The sequence below is a fragment of the Streptomyces chiangmaiensis genome (assembly GCF_036281785.1).
GTDB classification, from domain to species: Bacteria; Actinomycetota; Actinomycetes; order Streptomycetales; family Streptomycetaceae; genus Streptomyces; species Streptomyces chiangmaiensis.
Window position 1 is genome coordinate 1 of sequence record NZ_JAYWVC010000014.1, and the last position, 19656, is coordinate 19656.

The 19656-nt window shown below is 69.5% G+C and carries 16 protein-coding genes; 9 read left to right on the forward strand and 7 right to left on the reverse strand.

What is annotated here, in order from left to right:
• The first annotated feature begins 278 nt into the window (after nt 1-278).
• From VXC91_RS06895 to VXC91_RS06905, 3 genes are all read left to right on the forward strand, one after another.
• Entirely contained in the window at nt 279-1523 is a 1245-nt protein-coding gene (locus VXC91_RS06895; RefSeq protein WP_329505903.1) for an aminotransferase class V-fold PLP-dependent enzyme, read from the forward strand.
• A 274-nt stretch (nt 1524-1797) separates the two neighbouring features.
• Nucleotides 1798-4134, forward strand: a complete 2337-nt coding sequence (locus VXC91_RS06900; protein ID WP_329505905.1) for a molybdopterin cofactor-binding domain-containing protein — start codon at nt 1798-1800, stop codon at nt 4132-4134.
• An 8-nt stretch (nt 4135-4142) separates the two neighbouring features.
• Complete coding sequence (locus VXC91_RS06905) at nt 4143-4619, forward strand: (2Fe-2S)-binding protein (RefSeq protein WP_329505907.1); 477 nt, start codon at nt 4143-4145, stop codon at nt 4617-4619.
• Between the two features lie 49 nt (nt 4620-4668).
• Here the strand turns inward: VXC91_RS06905 and VXC91_RS06910 are convergent, their stop codons facing one another.
• Together VXC91_RS06910 and VXC91_RS06915 are read right to left on the reverse strand one after the other, a co-directional pair.
• Nucleotides 4669-5205, reverse strand: coding sequence for a DoxX family protein (locus VXC91_RS06910; protein WP_329505909.1), 537 nt, complete (start codon nt 5203-5205; stop codon nt 4669-4671).
• A 40-nt stretch (nt 5206-5245) separates the two neighbouring features.
• Nucleotides 5246-6694 carry an amidohydrolase family protein gene (locus VXC91_RS06915; protein WP_329505911.1) on the reverse strand — a complete coding sequence of 483 codons (1449 nt, stop codon included), beginning with the start codon at nt 6692-6694 and terminating at the stop codon, nt 5246-5248.
• 256 nt (nt 6695-6950) lie between these two features.
• Here VXC91_RS06915 and VXC91_RS06920 point away from each other — a divergent pair, with 256 nt between their 5' ends.
• The 4 genes from VXC91_RS06920 (at nt 6951) to VXC91_RS06935 (ending at nt 10795) form a co-directional block, all read left to right on the forward strand.
• Entirely contained in the window at nt 6951-7772 is an 822-nt protein-coding gene (locus VXC91_RS06920) for an IclR family transcriptional regulator domain-containing protein (protein ID WP_329505913.1), read from the forward strand.
• A 73-nt stretch (nt 7773-7845) separates the two neighbouring features.
• Complete coding sequence (locus VXC91_RS06925; protein WP_329505915.1) at nt 7846-9036, forward strand: CaiB/BaiF CoA transferase family protein; 1191 nt, start codon at nt 7846-7848, stop codon at nt 9034-9036.
• Nucleotides 9029-9871 carry a citryl-CoA lyase gene (locus tag VXC91_RS06930; RefSeq protein WP_329505917.1) on the forward strand — a complete coding sequence of 281 codons (843 nt, stop codon included), beginning with the start codon at nt 9029-9031 and terminating at the stop codon, nt 9869-9871. The genes VXC91_RS06925 and VXC91_RS06930 overlap by 8 nt, the downstream gene beginning before the upstream one ends.
• A 66-nt stretch (nt 9872-9937) precedes the next feature.
• Nucleotides 9938-10795 (forward strand): dioxygenase family protein, encoded by an 858-nt coding sequence (locus VXC91_RS06935; RefSeq protein WP_329505919.1) that lies wholly within the window; start codon nt 9938-9940, stop codon nt 10793-10795.
• Nucleotides 10796-10911: 116 nt separating this feature from the next.
• Here VXC91_RS06935 and VXC91_RS06940 read toward each other — a convergent pair whose 3' ends face one another.
• Nucleotides 10912-12165, reverse strand: coding sequence for a cytochrome P450 family protein (locus VXC91_RS06940; RefSeq protein ID WP_329505921.1), 1254 nt, complete (start codon nt 12163-12165; stop codon nt 10912-10914).
• A 290-nt stretch (nt 12166-12455) separates the two neighbouring features.
• Between VXC91_RS06940 and VXC91_RS06945 the strand changes: the two genes are divergently transcribed.
• Together VXC91_RS06945 and VXC91_RS06950 are read left to right on the forward strand one after the other, a co-directional pair.
• Nucleotides 12456-14075 (forward strand): FAD-dependent oxidoreductase, encoded by a 1620-nt coding sequence (locus VXC91_RS06945; protein WP_329505923.1) that lies wholly within the window; start codon nt 12456-12458, stop codon nt 14073-14075.
• A gap of 59 nt (nt 14076-14134) precedes the next feature.
• Entirely contained in the window at nt 14135-15175 is a 1041-nt protein-coding gene (locus VXC91_RS06950; RefSeq protein ID WP_329505925.1) for an amidohydrolase family protein, read from the forward strand.
• A gap of 68 nt (nt 15176-15243) precedes the next feature.
• Here VXC91_RS06950 and VXC91_RS06955 read toward each other — a convergent pair whose 3' ends face one another.
• The 4 genes from VXC91_RS06955 to VXC91_RS06970 form a co-directional block, all read right to left on the reverse strand.
• Nucleotides 15244-16449 (reverse strand): cysteine desulfurase-like protein, encoded by a 1206-nt coding sequence (locus tag VXC91_RS06955; protein WP_329505926.1) that lies wholly within the window; start codon nt 16447-16449, stop codon nt 15244-15246.
• A 221-nt stretch (nt 16450-16670) separates the two neighbouring features.
• Nucleotides 16671-17666, reverse strand: a complete 996-nt coding sequence (locus VXC91_RS06960; RefSeq protein ID WP_329505927.1) for a lysylphosphatidylglycerol synthase transmembrane domain-containing protein — start codon at nt 17664-17666, stop codon at nt 16671-16673.
• A 154-nt stretch (nt 17667-17820) separates the two neighbouring features.
• Nucleotides 17821-19005, reverse strand: a complete 1185-nt coding sequence (locus VXC91_RS06965; protein ID WP_329505929.1) for a PP2C family protein-serine/threonine phosphatase — start codon at nt 19003-19005, stop codon at nt 17821-17823.
• 41 nt (nt 19006-19046) lie between these two features.
• On the reverse strand, nt 19047-19331 hold the full coding sequence (locus VXC91_RS06970; RefSeq protein WP_329505931.1) for a hypothetical protein: 285 nt from the start codon (nt 19329-19331) through the stop codon (nt 19047-19049).
• Between the last annotated feature and the right edge of the window lie 325 nt (nt 19332-19656).

Consider the following 19656-nt stretch of genomic DNA (forward strand, 5'->3'; position numbering starts at 1 on the left):
CCGATGATAACGCCCACTCAGAGGCTCTAACGCTGACCCAGCCCTGAGCAGTTCGCGACCCTTCTGTTCGCCCTGGACGGACTGCGGCGATCTCGCGGGAGCCCGTCGACTCACTGCGGAGAGCCATCGGATGTTCTCGGGTGCCGACGGAAGTCATCTGATGACTCTGGCTCTTGCTGCCCTTGCTTCCAGGGAAGTTCCCATGTCAACATGCGGAGTCATCGTACGTGTCCGGGTGCTGTCCTCTGGCCGTTCCGGCCCGGTAGATGTGGAGTCAAGTGAGCGAGACCGAGGTCACCACCGCGCCGCACCCCCTGCTGCTGGCCGACGGCGCGCCTGCCGCGCAGGCGTGGTCGCTGGACCCCACCCTGAAGCACCTGAATCACGGTTCGTTCGGTGCGGTGCCCCTCGTGGCGCAGCGGCGCCAGGAGGCGCTGCGCCAGGAGATGGAACGCTCGCCCGTGGTGTGGTTCCCGGCACTGCCTCAGCGGATCGCCGCCACTCGGGTCGAGCTCGCCGCCCGGCTCGAGGTCGCCGCCGACGACCTCGCGCTGGTGCCGAACGCGAGTGCCGGCGCGAGCGTCGTGTACTCCGGACTGACCCGGCGCCGCGGCGGGGAGATCGTCGTCACCGACCACGGCTACGGTGCCGTCACCATGGGCGCGGAGCGGCTGGCGCGCCGTTGGGGCGGCCGGGTCCGTACCGCCCGGGTGCCGCTGGACGCGGACGAGGAGCAGGCGGCCGCGGCCGTGATGGCCGAGGTGGGGGAGGCCACCGACCTCATCGTGGTCGACCACATCACCTCGGCCACCGCCCGCCGGATGCCGGTGGAGCTGATCGGTGAGGCGGCCCGGAGCCGCGGCATCCCACTGCTCGTGGATGGCGCGCACGCGCCCGGTCTGCTCCCCGCCCCGCTCACCGGGGTGGCTTGTGACTTCTGGGTCGGCAACCTGCACAAGTGGGGCTGCGCGCCACGCGGCACCGCGGCGCTGGTCGCCCGCGGCCCGTTGCGCGACCAGCTCTACCCCCTGATCGACTCGTGGGGTGCCGCCGATCCGTATTCCGACCGCTTCGACCAGCAGGGCACGCTGGACGCGACCGCCTACCTGGCCGCACCGACGGCCCTCGACTTCGTCGAGCGCACCTGGGGGTGGGAGAACGCCCGCCGGTACATGGACGATCTGGCCGACTATGCCGCGCAGGTGGTCGGCGCCGCGTTCGCCGGTCTGACCGGTGTCGGCGACGGCGCCGCCGACGTGGGCATGCCGGTGCCCGGCATGCGGCTGGTGCGGTTGCCGGACGGTCTGGGCGCCTCCCGCGTCGAGGCCGACGCGCTGCGCGACCGGGTGGCTCGGGAATTGGGCGTGGAGGCGGCTTTCACCAGCTTCGACGGCATCGGTTACATGAGACTGTCCGCCCACGTCTACAACACCCCCGCCGACTACGAGTACTTCGCCGAATCCTGTGTCCCCGTCCTCGGCGAGTGGGCCCGGGCGGCCCGTCAGCAGCACCGCATGCCGTAACCGCCGCCCATCACAAGCGGGGCGTGATCCGCCGTCGTGACACGTCGGCGTCGACGTCCCCGTCCCCGGCCCGCCGCACGCAGTTCGTTGCATATGTGATGCGGCGTGAGGCTTACGTGGAGATGCGTTGCCGAGATCTTCCGCGGCGCACGCGGGCCATGCACAGTCAAGAGCCGTCGTGAACAGACCGGTTGCGCTCGTGTCGACGGGCGCCTCCGTGCCTTTCTCGCGGCGCATCCGGGCACACTCCGCTTCGTGGTCGGGAGGACAGCTGATGGAGTCTCACCGCCGCCCGCAGCCGCACGAGGCGGTCGCCGAGCCAGAGAGCATCGGACGCCGAAGGTTTCTGGGGTATGTGGTGGCCGCCTCGACCCTCACCGTGGCGGCCCAGCTGGGCGAGAGCGTCCTGGCTCCCGCGGAGGCGGCCGCGGTGGTGCCCTCGGTGCCGGGGCCGGCCGAGATCTACGACCTCAACGACATGCTCACCCATGCCGCCCTGCCCACCGCGAACCTGATCACGATCCGGATCGACACCGACGGCACGGCCTCCTTCGCGCTGCCGAGGGCCGAAGTCGGGCAGGGCATCACCACCTCCAGCGCCATGCTCATCGCGGAGGAGCTGGACCTGCCCCTGGACAGGATCCGTGTCTCGCTCGCCGATGCCCGGCCGGAGCTGGTGTTCAACCAGCTCACCGGCGGGTCGAACACCACGATCTCCACCTTCACACCGATTCGGGTCGCTGCCGCCGTCGCCCGGGGGCGGCTTTTGAAGGCGGCGGCCCTCGAACTGGGAGAGGCGATCGACACCCTGACCGCGAAGGCGGGGGTCATCACCTCCACCCTGAGCGGCAGGAGTTTCGGCTACGGCGAACTGGCCGAGAAGGCAGCATCGGTGACGACGAGACAAGTCTCCGTGACCGTCAAGGAGCCGTCCGACTTCGAGGTCATCGGGACCGCACAACGACGGATCGACGCGCTCGAAGCGGTCACCGGGCGCAAGCAGTTCGCCATGGACCTGCATGTGCCAGGCGCCCTGCCCGCCATGGTGTGCAGGCCGCCGACGATCAACGGCACGGTCCGCTCGGTGGAGAACCTGGACGAGGTACGGGCGCTGCCCGGCATCACGGACGTCGTGCCGGTCTCCACGGGTGTCGCCGTCCGCGGCCGCACCTTCGGGCAGTGCATCGACGCGGTGCGCGCCTTGAAAGTCGACTGGGGGCCGGGGACCGCGGAAGGCAAGTCCGACGCCACCGTACGCGGCGAGCTCCGCAGGGCCGAACTCCCGCTCGCCGGCCTTGATCTGCTCACCAAGTCCGTCGACGCCCGCTTCACCTTCCACTTCGCCAGCAACAGCGCGCTGGAGACCAACTGCGCCATCGCCGACGTCCGGAAGGACTCCGCCCAGATCTGGGCGAGCCTGAAGTCGCCGATCACGGCGCAGGAGCAGATCGCGTTGAAGCTCGGGCTTCCGGTCACCGCGGTCAAGGTCCACGTCACCGAGGGCGGCGGCTCCTTCGGCCGGAAGCTGTTCCACGACGCCGCCGCAGAGGCCGCCGAGATCTCCAAGGCGATGGGCAAGCCGGTCAAGCTGATGTGGCACCGCACCGACGACTTCCGTCAGGGCCGTGCCCACCCCATGTCCACCTCGAGGGTCCGGGCCACCTACGTGCTCGGCCAGGTGCTCACCTACGACCAGCGCCACACGTCCGTGGCCACCGACTTCGGCCATGGCGTGGGCGAGATCATCACCTCCGAGGCCGCGAGGCTTCCGGTCGGTGGCCTCGCCTTCTCCGAGACGGTCTTCACTCTCACCCAGCAGACCCCCTACAACTTCGGTGTCGTCACCCAGTTGCTCAGCGAGACCGACCGGGGGTTCAACACCGGTTCCATGCGCAACATCTACTCGCCCAACGTGCGCTGCGCGCAGGAGCTGGTGGTGGACGAGCTGGCGAAACGCATGGGCAAGGACGCCTATGCTGTCCGCCGCGCGTTCCTCAAGGACACGCGGGCGCGGGCCGTCCTGGACAAGGTCGCCGAGGTGGGCCACTGGGGCCGCAGCATGCCCGTCGGCACGGCACAGGGCATTGCGATCCACCCCGAGTATCACGCGTTCGTCGCCGTCCTCGCCGAGATCGACTGCCGGCCGGGGACCACCGGCCGGAAGATCCGCGACGCGTACACCGGTCCCCGTGTGACCAAGGTCGTCTGCGCTGTGGACGTGGGTCTCGCCGTCAACCCGCGCGGTCTGGAGGCCCAGATGATGGGCGGCATCATGGACGGCATCGCCCTTACGCTCAGCTCCGGCCTCCACCTCGACAACGGGCATTTTCTGGAAGGCAGTTGGGACAACTACTTCTACACCCGCCAGTGGAACACGCCGCCCGAGCTGGAGATCGTCGTCATGCCGCCGACCACCGGGCACCCCGGCGGCGCGGGGGAGCTCGCCGTCGCGGGCGCGATGGCCGCCGTGGCCTGCGCCTACGGCCGTGCCACCGGCACGATGCCGACGACCTTCCCGATCAACCACGGCGAACCGCTCGGCTTCGAGCCGTTGCCGACCACGCCGCCCGTCCCCGCGTCGCCCACCGACGGCCTGAGTCGCGCCTTCTAGGAGTCCACGTGCCCGAACACACCTTCATCCTCAATGGCAAGGCCGTCACCGTCGACATCGAGGACGACGTGCGCCTGCTGTGGGTGCTCCGGGACGTCCTGGGCGTCACCGGACCGAAGTACGGCTGTGGGCTCGGTGTGTGCCAGGCCTGCACGAGTCACATCAACGGCAAGGCGTTCAACCCCTGTTCGGTGCCGGTGAAGGACATCCGACCGGACGACGAGATCGTCACCATCGAGGGACTGCCCGCCACCGTCGGCAGGGAGCTGCACCCGATGCAGGAGGCCTGGCTCGACCACGATGTCGCCCAGTGCGGCTACTGCCAGCCCGGCCAGATCATGACCGCTGTCGCGAAGGTGCGCCAGGCCCGGGAGGAGGGATGCGAGATCAGCGAGGCGGATCTCGACGAGATCCGCAACATCTGCCGCTGCGGGACGTATCACCGCATCCGGGAGGCGATCGTGGCCGGGGCCGAGAGGTACTGAGGCAAGGAGAGGGCGGCCCCCGCCCGCAGGGTGGGGGCCGCGACGGCGATCAGGCCTGTGCCGGGTCATCGCCGCGTGGTGCGGTCGTCCTCCTCTCACGCAGCACGCGCGCGCGGGAGGCGAGAGGGACGGCCGATGCGAGCAGCCCGAGGGCCAGCGCGGCGGCGCCCCAGGCGTAGCCGGGCGACCACGGCAGCCCCAGCGCGGCGTCGAGCGACCAGGAACCCGGACCGGTGAACCCGAGCACGGCCGCTGCGGCGCCGTACCAGAACGGGACCTCGCACCCGCCCCGTTGGGCCCAGAAGCCATGGACGGCCGTCGCCACGGCGGCCACCGTCATCGTGCCGACGACGATCGCGCAGCCGCCGGGTGTCAGCAGCCCGGTCGCGAGCGAGGCCGCGCCCAGGAGCTCCGCCAGACCGGCCACGAGCGCCATCCGGGCGCCGGGCACGAATCCCCACTGTTCGAAGATCGCGCCGGTGGCGGCACGTCCCGCACCGCCGAACCAGCCACGCAACTTCTGCATCGCGTGTCCGAACAGCAGGGCGGCGAGCAATACGCGCAGCAGCAGAAGTCCGACGCTCATCGCGGTGACCTTCCGTGTCCCGTGCCGGCCTGCGTGCGATTCACCGGTGGTGTGTCGCGGCGCTACGGTAGTCGGTGTAGGTGTACGGGTTGTCGAGGATCTTCGTTTCGGGGACTTCCGGGTTCATGCCCTTGTGCCACTCCTCCTCACCGATCGTCGACCGCAGGTGCTGAACGGTCTGCTCGACCTCGCGCCGCACCGTGGCGAGGTCGACGCCGAGCAGGCGGTGTTCGTGCTTGACCACTCTCCCGTTGACGGTCACGGTGTGGACGTCGCCCCGCTGCGCCTGGAACGCCACGTGACCGTAGGGATTGAGCACGGGGAACGAGACCGGTGAGTGGTCGTTCTTCAGCAGGACGACATCTGCCTTCTTGCCCACGTCGAGGCTGCCCAGGTCGTCCTCGCGGCCCAGCGCCCTGGCGCCGCCGAGGGTGGCCCATTCCACCACCTGGTCGGCGCGCAGGGCCGAGTGCGTGACGGTCTCGTTCTTGACGTGTGCCTCCAGATGCTGGCGAGCCCGGTCGGCGCCCAGGGTGGTGCGCATGGCGGAGAACAGGTCGCCGCTCCACCACACGCTGGTGTCCATGGACAGCGAGACGGGGATGCCGTGGGACCGTATCGCCCAGGTCGTCGGGTAGCCCTGCCCGGCGCTCTGCTCACTCTCGGAGGAGACGGAGACGGAACCGCCCGTCGCGGCGATGCGGTGATAGGAGTCGGCCGACAGCGTCGAGGCGTGCACATAGACCGTCTCGGGCGTCATGAATCCGTGCTCGTACATCAGCCGGATCCCGTCGTCGTTGGTGGCGCCCCAGACTCCGGCGTGGGTGGTGACGGCGACGCCCAGTTCGCGCGCCGTCTCGAAAGCCGGCTTCTCGGGGAACTCCGGGTCGCCCGTCACGTCGAACGCGAGCTGGAAGCCGAGCATGTCGTCGTTCGTGATGCGGTGGCGCACGAAGTCCCGGAATTCAGGCGTCCGGGTCCATTCGCCCGGAGCCTGCTGGATGTTGCCGTAGGCGAGGACGAATCGTCCCGGCACCGACCGGAGCGCGTCGACGGCGGCGTCGGCGTGATCGGGTGTCTGGAGTCCGTGCGACCAGTCCACGACGGTGGTCACCCCGGCATCGAGTGCCTCCACGGCTGCCAGACGGTTCCCGGCGTACACGTCCTGGGGCCGGAAGGCCCTTCCGTGTTCGAGGTAGTACCAGACGAAGTACTGGGTGAGCGTCCAGTCGGCGCCGTAGCCACGCATCGCCGTCTGCCACATGTGGCGGTGCGTGTCGATCATGCCCGGCATCACGATGCCGCCGGCAGCGTCGATCTCGACCGTCCCGTCCGGTACGGGCAGCCGCCGGCCGACGGCGGCGATGCGGTCGTCGACCAGGAGCACGTCGGTGTCGGTGAGCACCCGGCGCGCGCGGTCCATGGGCAGCACCGTGCCGTTGCGGAAGACGACGGCCTGTCCCGGCAGGAATTCGAGGGGGTGGCTCATCACTGTCTCCCCTTCGGACGAACGTCCGTATGACGGTCAACTGTTGTCGAGGATCGTGGGTCCGCGCCAACCCGTTGTCAATACCGGGCGCATGTGAATCATCGATGGTCAGGAGACCGTACGTTGTCCGGCATGCGTACCAAGTGGGCGAGGGTGCGAACCCCTGTGAATGCCGAGGCAGGATCTGCTGCATAAAGTTTCCGTGTCAGGTTGTCCGCAAGGCGGACGAGTGTTGTCATCGGCAAGAGGAGTTCCCATGCCCCGCGAAGGAACCGGGCCCGATTTCATCGAGGCGCTGGCTCGAGGGCTCGAGGTGATCACCGCCTTTCAGCCCCGGCGGCCGGTGATGTCGCTGACCGACATGGCCCAAGCGACGGGGCTGGCCAGGCCGACCGCGCGCCGGATCCTGCTGACCCTGGCCGAGCTGGGATACGTGCGACAGCAAGGCGGCGGATTCGCGCTCACCCCGCGGGTGCTCGACCTGGGCGTCGCCTACGTCCGCTCGATGGGGCTGTGGGACGTGGCCCGGCCGCACCTGGAGCGACTGGTCGAGCGTACGAACGAGTCGTGCTCGATCGCCCAGCTCGACGGCTCGGACATCGTCTACGTCGCCCGCGTGTCCGTACCCAGGATCGTCACGCTCGCCGTGCAGATCGGCACCCGGTTTCCCGCGCTGCAGACGTCGCTGGGCAAGGTGCTGCTGGCCGCGTTGCCGCCGGACGACGTGGCCGGGATCCTCGCCGAGCCCACCCGGTCGGGCCTGGTCCCCGTGTGGCGGCCGGACCGCGCGGAGTGGGAGTCGGAACTGCGAGAGGTCCGGGCCCGGGGCTGGGCGATGACCGACGAGCAGTTGGCGAAGGGCATCCGGTCGGTGGCCGCGCCGCTGCGCGACGGGTCCGGCCGCGTCGTCGCGAGTGTCAACGTCAATGCGCACGCCGCCGAGACCTCGGTGGAGACGCTGCTTCACGACTACCTGCCGCTCCTTCTGCACACCGCGGGCGAGATCAGCGTGGACTTCGCTCGGCGCGACTCCGCGCCGCACCTGACCCGGCCGGCGGGCACAGCGGCGAAACCTTGACGCCTTCGCCGTCCGAGTTCCAGAATCCCAATGCCGGACGGTCGTCCGCTTGACGGACAGAGAGGCAAGGTCGATGTCAGAGAGCTCGACGCCCGCTCGCCCGGGTGCCGCGGGGCCGCTTTCCGGGGTGCTGGTGGCGGACTTCTCACGGATCCTTGCCGGACCGTACGCCACGATGCTGCTGGCCGATCTCGGCGCGGACGTCGTCAAGGTCGAGGGGCCCCACGGCGACGACACCCGGACCTGGACGCCTCCGGTGCGGGGCGAGGTCTCGACCTACTACCTCGGGATCAATCGCGGAAAGCGCTCCATCGCGCTGGACCTGCGGCAGGAGCCGGACGCCCAGGTCGCGCGCGAACTCGCCCGCCGCGCCGACGTCCTGATCGAGAACTTCAAACCCGGCGGACTGGCCAAGTACGGCCTGGACTTCGAGACGGTCCGCCGCGACAACCCCGGAGTGATCTACACCTCGATCACGGGCTTCGGTTCCGGTGCCGGCCGCCATGTGCCCGGCTACGACCTGATGGTGCAGGCCATCTCGGGCCTGATGAGCCTCACGGGCGACCCGGACGGGCCGCCCTACCGGGCAGGGATCTCCGTGTTCGACGTCATGGCCGGCAACCACGCCACGATCGGCATCCTGGCCGCGCTGCGCCACCGTGATGCAACCGGCGAGGGCCAGCTGATCGAGGTGAACCTGTTGTCCTCGGCGCTGACCGGACTGGTCAACCACAGTTCCGCGTACGTCGCGGGCGGCACGGTCCCCTACCGGATGGGCAACGCCCACCCCAGCGTGTTCCCCTACGAACCGTTGCCCACCGCGGACAACGATCTCATCGTGACGGCCGCCAACGACGGGCAGTTCCGCAAGCTCTGCGAGGTACTGGGCGTTCCGGAGGTCGCCGACGACCCGCGCTTCGCCCACAACGCCGACCGCACGGCCAACCGGGAGGAGCTGCGGCCCCTTCTGGTGGAGCAGTTGGTGAAGCGCGGTGCCCAGGAATGGTTCGACCTGCTGGTCGAGGCCGGCGTGCCGAGCGGGCCGATCAACACCATCGACGGTGGCTTCGCCATGGCCGACCGGTTCGGGCTCGAACCGGTCGTCACTGTGGGGGAGGGGGATCGTGCGGTACCCACCACGCGTCATCCGATCCACTTCTCCGCCACACCCGCCACCTATCGGCTGCCGCCGCCGGAACTCGACGAACACGGCGGCGAACTCCGTAAGTGGCTGTCCGAACCCGAGGAGAACGACCGTGTCTGAGCAGCCGACAGGCGCCGCGTACCCCACCGCTCTGGGCGCGTCCGACCTGAAGAACATCACCCTCCTCGGTCATGACCTCGCCGAGGACATCATGGGTTCCGTGGGCTTCGGGGAGCTGGCGTTCTGGCTGGCCGTGCAGCGGCGCCCCAGCCCCGGGGAGACACGCGTCTTCGAGGCCGTGCTCGCCGCGCTGGCCGACCACGGGTTCACCCCGACCGCCGTCGTCACGCGGCTCACGTATCTGTCCGCGCCGGACTCCATTCAGGGAGCACTCGCCGCCGGCCTGCTCGGCGGCGGCTCGCGCTTCCTCGGAGTCACCGAGGGCACAGGCAGGTTCCTGCACGAGGTACTGCAGTCCCAGGACGGAACCCTGCCGACCGATGAGGCGGGCTGGGACGCGGTGGCACTGCGCACGCTGCGCGAGCAGCGTGCGTCCGGGACGTTCGTCCCCGGGCTCGGGCACCATGTGCACAAGGAGGGCGACCCCCGCACGCCGAGGCTGATGCGGATCGCGACGGAGGAGGGCCTGTTCGGCCCACACCTGTCACTGTTCGCCGCCATCGGCCGGGTCCATCCGAGCGTCCTGGGCAAGACGCTGCCCCTGAACGGGGCCGGCGTCTGCGGCGCCGCCCTCGCCGACCTCGGCCTGCCGCTGCCCCTGCTGCGCGGATTCGCGCTGCTGGCCCGGACGGCCGGACTGATCGGGCAACTCGCCGAGGAACTTCGTCACCCGGTCGCACGGGACGTCTTCCTCTCCGTCGACCTCAACAACACCTCCGTCCCGCCGGATCCATACGTCCCTGAACCGTTCACCGAAGGCCGGCGCGACGGCTGACCGTGCCGGCGTCAGGCAGTGGACCGTCGTCACCGCACCCGCAACGCCGACCAAGGAGCCGCAACCGTGTACGTCGACGAGGACAACATCACCGACCTTGCCGCCCGGCGCTGGGCGACCGCCCACTCCCCGCGACAGGCGGAGCTCATGACCGCACTCGTCCGCCATCTGCACGCCTTCGCCCGTGAGGTGCAGATGACCGAGGACGAATGGATGGCCGCGATCCAGTGGTTGACTGCGGCCGGCCAGATCAGCAACGACAAGCGCCAGGAGCTGATCCTCACCTCCGACGTCCTCGGACTGAGCATGCTGGTCGTGCAGTTGAACAACCGATTCTCGACGCGGGCCACCCCCGCCACCGTGCTCGGGCCGTTCCACATCGACGGGTCGCCCGCCGTGCCGTACGGCTTCGACATGTCGGACGGCATCGCGGGAACACCGCTGTTCGTCAGCGGCAAGGTCATCGACGTCGACGGCAAGCCCGTTCCCAACGCCGTACTCGACGCGTGGCAGGCCGACGCCGACGGCACCTACGAGGCCCAGCTGCCCGAGATCGACGAAGCACGGCTGCGCGCCAAGTACCACGCCCGAAAGGACGGCGCCTACTGCATCCGCACCATCGCGCCGCGCGGGTACGCCATCCCCATGGACGGCCCGGTCGGCGACCTGATCAGCACGACGGACATCAGCCACTTCCGGCCAGCGCACGTCCACTTCCTCATCGACGAGCCCGGGTACCGCAAGCTCATCACCCACCTGTTCCAGGAGGGCAGCGAGTATCTCGACAGCGACGTGGTCTTCGGCACGAAGGACGCGCTCATCGTGCGGTTCACCGAGAAGCCGGCGGGAACCGCTCCCGACGGAAGCCGCATCGAACAGCCGTATCTGCACGCCGAGTACGACTTCGTCCTCCAGCCCGACTGACGGCGACGACGCCGACCACATCCCGCCCCACCGAAGGCGCAGCCGGAAGCCCGGGCGACAGAAAGCCGTCGCCCGGCGGGCGACGGCTTTCTCATCCCTCGACGAACCGCCGAAGGTCAGACCCCGCGAAGCTGCGACGGATCCAGGACGACGGGAAGCCTCTCCAGCCCGCGGAACGCGGGGAAGGGAACCTTGAGCCACGCCGTCTCCTCCGCGGGAGCAGCCGGCTCGATGTTCGGGAACCGCTCGAAGAGCGTGGTCAACGCGATCCGCATCTCCATTCTGGCCAGCGGCGCACCGAGGCAGTAGTGCGGTCCGCTGCCGAAGCCGAGATGGGCGCTCTGCAGGCCCTGTCGCCTGATGTCGAAGGTGTCGGGTGACTCGAACTTCTCCGGGTCCCGGTTCGCGGAGGCCACGGCGACCTGCACGAGCGAACCCTTGGGGATGACCGTGTCCCTGATGGTGATGTCTTCGAGCGCATGACGGAACGTCGCATTCTCCACCGAGCCCTCGTAGCGGATGATCTCCTCGATCGCGTTCGGCAGAAGCTCCGGGTCCGCCATGACGTCCCGCAGCTGGTCGCGGTGGGTCAACAGGTTGTACACGGCGTTGCCGATGAGGTACGCGGTGGTCTTGTGGCCGGCGAAGAGCAGCACCCAGAGCGTCGACAGCAACTCGCCGTCGTTCATGGCGCCTTGCTCGTCCTGCGTCCGGATTAGATCGCTGAGCAGGTCGTCTGTGGCATTCCGGCGCTTTCGTGCGATGAGCTCGACGAAATAGTCCCGCAATGCCCCCTCGGCCACCGCGAGTTTCTCTTTGTCCGCCTTGCTGAAGCCGGTACGCGCCACCGTCGCACACTGCTTCTGGGCCTCGTCCCGCTCCTCTTCGGGAATACCGATGAGCTCGCAGATCACGATGAGCGGCAGCGGAAAAGCGAAGGACGGCAGCAGGTCGATGGGGGTCGAGGTGGAACACCGCTGCAGCAGTTCGTCGGTGATCTGCTGAATACGGGGACGCAAGGACTCGATACGACGCGGGCTGAACGCACTGTTCACGATGCGGCGCAGTCGAGTGTGCTTGGGCGGGTCCGAGAAGAGCATGTTGTCGTCGAGCGCTACGGACGAGTCACCGAAAATGGTGTGGTACGCGTCCAGGGCCGCGTACATGTCCTTGCTGATGCGCGGATCCGTGAGCGCGGCCTTCGCGTCGTCATACCGCGTGATCAGATAGGTTTCCACGCCGTGCGGAGGGGACAGACGGCACACCGGGGCCGACTCGCGCAGGCACGCATACACCGGGTGAGGGTCGGCGCGATAGGAGGCCTCGCCACGCGACGCCGCCGTCGCCGCCTTTTTGGTCGCCTCTGTCATGTCCCGTTCGTCGAGCTGAGTCATTCCCACGGCCTTTCTGAATGTTCCCGCTCGCCCACGGGACAGCGGACATATGACGTTCGACCAAGCAATCCCCGGTGGGATCCGGACCGTAAACGCCATTCGCCCGATCGCACGACGCCGGCCCGCACCGGCTTTGGCGGGGCATCAGTGCCGCTGTGCGGGTGATCACTGCATATCGCTCGGCAATGCATGGCAAAGAAGTAGAAGCGAGCCGGTGAGAACGGCCGTCGTATCACGCAGACGCTGACCCCGGAGGAGAACACGCGATGAACGATCGCGGCAACGACTACGTGCCCGTGCTGGTTGTGGGGGGCTCACTCGTGGGCCTGTCCGCATCCGTTTTCCTCGGGAGACTCGGGATTGAGCACCGCGTCGTCGAGCGTCATTCGGCCACCTCGGCGCACCCCCGCGGCCGGGGCAACAACATGCGCACGATGGAGCTGTTCCGCACCGCGGGCCTCGAACCACAGATCCGGCAAGCCGCGGCGACGCTGTCGAAGAACCACGGCATCCTCCAGGTGGACACCCTGCACAGCGGGAATCGGCGCTGGCTCTCGGCGCGGCTCACGGGCAGGCCGCCGGAGGACGGCGTGTGCTCGACCGTCCGGTGCGCCTGCAGCCAGAACGACCTGGAGCCCGTACTGCTCCAGGGCGCCCGCAGTCTCGGCGGAGACGTGCGTTTCAGCACCGAACTGCTGTCCTTCACCCAGGACGACAACGGGGTGAACGCCATCGTGCAGGCCCGGGACTCCGGCGAGACCCACACCGTGCGCGCGGACTACCTGCTGGCCGCCGACGGTCCCCGCAGCCCCGTGCGTCAGCGCCTCGGGATCGAGCACTCGGGGTCGGGAGACCTGTTCCACAACGTCAGCGTCACCTTCCGCAGCAAGCTCCTGCGCGAGGTGGCGGGTGACGAGCACTTCGTCGTGTGCTACGTCACCGAGCCCTCCGGCGACGGCGTGCTGCTGCCCGTGGACAACGAGGAGCAGTGGGTCTTCCATGTGCCGTGGTTCCCCGAGCGCGGACAGACGCTGGAACACTTCACCGACAACCGGATCACCGAGCACATCCGGGCGGCGGTCGGCGTACGTGATCTGGACGTCGAGGTCACAGGAAAGGCCCCGTGGCACGCGGCGGACCGGGTGGCGAACAGCTACCGGACCGGGCGGGTGTTCCTCATGGGCGACGCGGTGCACGAAATGCCGCCGACCGGCGCGTTCGGTTCCAACACCGGAATTCAGGACGCACACAATCTCGCCTGGAAAATCGCCGCGGTGCTGCGCGGCTGGGCCGATCCCAAGTTGCTGGACAGCTACGAGGCCGAACGCCGTCCGGTGGCGCAGGCCACGAGCGCCCGAGCGACGCAGCAGGCAGCACGTGAACAGCACCCCGGGTACACCGCCCGAACGACGACGAGCGACACGGCGGATCTGATGACGGTGGCGCTCGGTTACCGGTATGCCTCCGCGGCCGTCGTCGGCGCGAAGGCGGAGGAGCCCGTCATCCCGGACGAACTGTCCCTGTGCGCCGACCCCGGAACCCGTGCACCGCACCTGTCGGTCACCCGCCGGGGAGTGACCCTGTCCACCATCGACCTGTACGAGCGTTCCTTCGTTCTGCTTGGTGGACACGCGGGCTGGCGCACAGCGGGCGAGAAGGTGGCCGCGAGGCTCGACGTGCCGCTCGACTCCTACACCATCGGCGAGGGTGCGGAGTTCGACCTGGACACCGGGGACGGCCCGGAGTGGTCGTCGGTGCACGGTACGACCGCGGAAGGCGCGGTCCTTGTGCGGCCTGACGGCTTCGTGGCCTGGCGGGCCGAGGGCGAGCCGAAGGACAAGGAAAAGGAACTGGCCGAAGTGCTCCTTCAGATCCTGGGGCGTTGACCGACCGACGCCCCGGAATCCCGACTCTTCCGGCGCGACCACAGAAATGGGGCCTGTCCATGACTTCACTGCAGACGGCCGCGGGCACCGACCAGGCGGCCGACACCGGGCACGGTGGGTCGGCAGAGGGTGATGCGCGCCGAGCACGAGTGGACGTACACCACCACTACACCGCACCGGAGTGGATCGACTGGGCCGAGAAGCAGGACATCGTCGATCGCAAGCACCTGCCGCCGTGGACCCAGTGGGACGTCGACCGGGCTCTGGCGTTGATGGACGGGGCGGGAATCCGGACCAGCGTGTTCACCGTCGCCATGCTCGGCCGCCTCCAGGACCTCAAGCTGCGCAAGGAGAGCGCACGCGTCGCCCTGCAGGCCGCCGGAGATCTCGCCGACAGCCACTCCGGCCGCTTCGCGTTCTACACCCCCGTCTTCCTCGACAGCCCCGAGCTCTCGAAGTGGTCACTCGGCTACGGGATGGACGATCGAGGGGCCATCGGGGTCAGCGTGCGGACCAGCGTGAAGGGTGTTCATCTCGGGCATCCGTCCCAGGACGGGATCATGGCGGAGCTGAACGAACGCTCCGCCGTGGTGAGTACGCACCCCATGGAGGTCCCCGGCGGGAACGCGGCTCTGGAAGGCGTCCCGCCGTTCCTGTGCGACTTCCTGATGGACACGACACGCGCCGCGATCAGCCTCATCATGAACGGGACCCTGGACCGCTACCCGAACATCACCTTCATCCTCCCCCACGGAGGCGGCTTCCTGCCGTACATCGCGAGCCGGGTCGAGGTGTTCGGCCACCACCTGACCCCGAAGGTGGAAGCCGATCGGGTGCGTGACTACCTGCATCGCTTCTACTACGACACGGCCGGTCCCATGTCGCCCTCCGCGACGCCGAGTCTGCTGTCCGCCGTGGGTCCCTCCCGGATCCTCTACGGCAGTGACTGGCCTCCCACCCCGGCCCACCTGGTGACGGACGTCATCGCACCCGCGCTCGACAACGACCCTGCCCTCGACGAGCATCAGCGCCGCTGCATCAACCGCGACAACGCCCAACGCCTGCTGCCGGCACTCGCCGGCGGCAGGCAGCACGTCTGACGCCCGGCACCCCGCGTCCGCGGATCGCGTCACGCCTTCGCGGACGCCGGGCGGCAGTTCGGCATCGCTCAGGACCGCAGGAAGTCGGCGAGACCTTCCAGGAGCCGGTCGACGTCGGTGGAGTCGTTGTAGGGCGCCAGGCCGACTCGGAGCCCGCCGGTGTCCCCGAGGCCGAGCCGGCGGGACGCCTCGAGGGCGTAGAAGGACCCGGAGGGGGCGCTGACTCCGCGTTCCGCCAGGCAGCGGTAGGCGTCCGCCGTGCTGCGGTCCCCGAACGTCAGGAGCAGGGTCGGGGTGCGGTCGGCCGCCCGGGAGCGGACCGTGACCTGTTCCAGCTGGGACAGCCCCTTGTCGAGCTGCGTCCTCAACGTCTCCTCATGCTTCCCGAGTTGGCCGAAGGCGGACGTCAGTCGCGCGCGGCGGGTGCCAGTGGCGTCGGCGTCGAGCCGGGCGAGGAAGTCCACCGCCGCGCGCGTACCGGCGAGCAACTCATAGGGCAGGGTGCCCAGTTCGAAGCGCTCCGGCACCGTGTCGGTGGAGGCGAGCAGCTTGTCCGGGTGCAGGGTCTCCAGCAACTCCGGCCTGGCGGCGAGGACGCCGTGGTGGGGGCCGAGGAACTTGTAAGGCGAGCAGACGAAGAAGTCGGCGCCGAGCCGCTCCACATCCACCAGCGAGTGCGCGGCGTAGTGGACGCCATCGACGTAGAGCAGGCCCCCGGCCTCGTGCACCAGACGGGAGATCCCGGAGATCGGAGGGCGGGTGCCGATCAGATTCGAGGCGGCGGTGACGGCGACCAACCGGGTGCGCTCCGAGAGGACGGCACGGATGTCCTCGAGGGTCAGTTCGCCGGTCGCGGGGTCGAAGTCGGCCCAGCGGACGGTGGCTCCGGCCCGCTCCGCGGCCTGGACCCACGGACGGATGTTGGAATCGTGGTCGAGGCGGGTGACGACGACCTCGTCCCCAGGTGCCCACCCCTTGGCCAGGCTGCGCGAGAAGTCATAGGTGAGCTGGGTGGCGCTGCGCCCGAAGACGATCCCGGACGGGTCCGCGCCCAGCAGGTCCGCCATGGCCCGGCGGGACTTCGTCACGATGGTCTCGGCGTTGCGCTCTCCGGTGGTTCCGTGGCCCCGGTTCGACAGGGGCTGCGCGAGCGCGTCGGTGATGGCCCGGATGACGGGGCGGGGAGTCTGTGTGCCTCCGGGACCGTCGAAGTGGGCGGTACCGGCGGTCAGGGCGGGGAACTGCGCACGGATGCCGGTGATGTCGTAGCGCACGAGGGGCTCCTGTCCGGGCTGGGAGACGCATGGCGGTGTCAGCGGCGTCCGGTGCGGAGCCGTTGACCACGTGGGATGACGGTAGCCCAGGGCGTCCAGGGCCGTGGGCCGGCGCGGTCTCCGACTCGGGGCGGGGCCGGTCTCGGGGGTTCGGGCTGCGTCCGGGGGTGGCTGCACGGCCGGTGCGCGTGCGAACGGCCGGCCGCACACGGCACCCGCACTCACAGCACCTTGCGCTGCACGAGGGCCGCGAGGACGAGTGCGCCCGGCAGCAGGGGCAGCCAGACCGTCAGGACGCGAAAGCCGATGACGGTGGTCGTGGCCAGGCTCATCGGTGCGCCGTAGGCGACCAGCGTGAACACCATCGCCGCGTCCACGGGCCCGATTCCGCCCGGTGCGGGCACGGCCCCGACCGCAGTGCTGGCGGCGAGGAAGGCGAAGACCACTTGCGCCCAGGACAGCGTCATCCCGAGCGACGACCCGAGCGCGGCGATGACACATGCCTGGAACACCGGGGCGGCGGCCGACCCGCCCCACAGGGCGAGGACCCGGCTGGGCATGGTGTGCAGCTGCCGTGCGTCGGTGAGAGCGGTCTGCACAAGACGGAGAGTCGGCCGGCGCAACGGGCGTACGACCGTCAGGAGCACGGCGGCAACGATGAGAACGGTCGCCGCGATCGCCACGGCAAGGAGCACCATCCGTCCGTCGGGGACGAGGTCGCCGAGCCTCAGCATCTCCGGGAAGGCCACGAGGAAGAACAGGAGCACCAGGGTCTTTGCGATCGGTTTGACCAGCGAGTACAGGGCGAGCGAGGCGGTGGCCCGTGCGAAGGGTATGCCACGGCCCTGCAGGAAGCGCAGGGTGACGGCATGGGCTCCGATGCTCGCCGGCAGTACGTGGTTGGCGGCTCCCGCGGCGAACTGGGAGGCGAGCAGCAGCCCCGGCGGAAGCCGCTCGGGTACGGCGCCCTGGCGGACGACCGCGGCGATCACCCAGCCCAGACAGGTGAAGACCACCGCCACCAGCAACCACCAGGGGTCGGCGGAGGCCAGCCGCGCGGCGCCGTCGCGCACGGCGCGCCAGTCGGTCGCGGCCCATGCGCCGATCAGCAGGAGCGGGAGCAGACTCAGCGCACGGCGGGCGAGGCGTCCGGCCGAAGGGGAGCGCAGGGCGGCCGGGAGCGGTCTGGGGAGTTCGTCGAGCGGCAGCAGGGACACGGCGCACGTCGTCCTTCCGCGTCGCACCGGCGTGATACGCGGCGGACGGATACAAGGCGAGGCATGGGGACGGCGGAAACCTTCCCGGCCGGTGTGACCGGACGGTGTCCATCAGTCGACGGAGCGTCGGCCGCCGAGCGACGTCGAGTGGTGGCTACCGCAGGTTCCGGTGCGTCACGGCGGGACGACCGACCGACCGGCCCGCCTTGGGCGGCGCCGACTGGTCGCCGATGACGGCCTCACGGTGCACCACGACGAGAGCGGCGTCGTCGTCGACGGTGCCGCCACAGAACTCGAGGATGTCCTGGCGGATGTGGTCGACCAGCGCGACCGGGCTACCCGTGTCTGTCCAGGCGGAGAGGCGGTCGGCGAGCGGGTAGAAGCGGTCGGCCCTGTCGCGGGCCTCGGAGACGCCGTCGGTGTAGAGCACGAGCATGTCTCCCGGCTGGAAGGCAAAGATGTCGACGGCACCGTGCGGCGCTTGGGGGAGACACATGCCGACAGGAGTCGAGTACCGCCCGGGCGACAGGGTGGTGACCCGTGAGTTGCGCAGTCGCAGTGGTGGCGGGTGCCCGCAGTTGAGGATGTGCACCTCGGGTGCGTCGTCCGGGATGTCGATCAGTGCGGCGGTGATGAAGGACTCCTCCGCGTCGATGCCGCCCCTGATGGACTGGGACAGGCTCCAGCACACCGTCGCCTCCAGCTCGCTCCGCAACGCGGTGAGCGTCGGCTCACGATGTGCCGCGGTCCGGAACACGCCCAGGACGAGCGCCGCGTCCTCGATGGCGGGCAGGCCCTTGCCCCGCACGTCTCCGATGAGCAGGCGCGTCCCACGCCGGGTGGCCACCGCCGCGTAGAGGTCACCGCCGATGCGCGCCTGATCCGTCGCCGCCGCGTAGGCGCTGGCGATGCGCAAGGTGCCCATCCGCTCGGGCAGCGGCTGCAGTACGACCTGCTGGGCGGCCTCGGCCACCGACCGCACCTGTCTCAGTTCCGCGCTGTGGCGTTCTCGCAGCCGGCAGAAGATCACGGTGAAGGCGCTGATCACGATCAGGGCGAGGAGCTGGCTCTCGTGATTCGAGGTGAAGACGCTGGTGCGTATGGCGGAGAGTGCGACGAGCGCCGAGATGGCGAGGACGCCGATGGCCGCAGTGAGCCTGGAGCCGCCGAACGAGGCGGTGAGCGCCGGGGCGACCACCAGCAACGGCCCCAGGTGAATGCTTTGAGGTGCAAGGAGGTCGGCGACCATGATCGCCACGATCAGGGCGATCGGGATCACCACGAGGCCTTGGTTCGACCTCCAGGCCCAGCCGCCACCGTCGTGAGGCTGCGATCGCATACTTCATGGATACACCCGGGGGCGGCGGTTCGGCACGTGGCTCACTTGGAGCCGGAGGACGGCGGGAGCAGTCCGTGGTGCCGAAGGAGGGCGTAGCCGATGCCGATGCCCACCGCCACCGGCCACTCGAGGGCGCCGACGACCGCCAGCGCGCCGAGTCCGGCGTACAGGGGGAGGCCGCCCTTGGCGGGAAGAACGCGGCGGGCAGTGGCCACGGGAACGGCCGCGATGTGCACCGCCCGGCCGGCCGCCTTGCCCAGCGGCGGGACGGAGAGGGTGAGGGTGCTCCCGTGGTGTGAAGCGCTCGAGTTCGTCTTCGGTGTCATCGGCGACTTCGGCGACTTCGGCCTCGGTCCGGCAGCCGGCCGCTGTGGCGTCTTCGCCGTGGAAGCCGGGCGTGAGGTGCTCTTGCTCCGCGTGCCCGGGCTTTTGCTGCGTGTGGACGGGCTTTTGCTGCGTGTGGACGGGCGCTTCTCAGCGGTCTTCGGCGTGGTCACGGTTCACATCCGTTCGTGGGTCCGGGACTTCGCCCCCCAACGAGGCACAAGCTACCCGCGGGGCCAGAAGCCTGCGAGCCAGGAATCCATTCGGCTCAGCTCGCCGGGCGGCTGCGTCAGGCGCGGGTCAGGATGAGCGGAATTGGACGAGGAA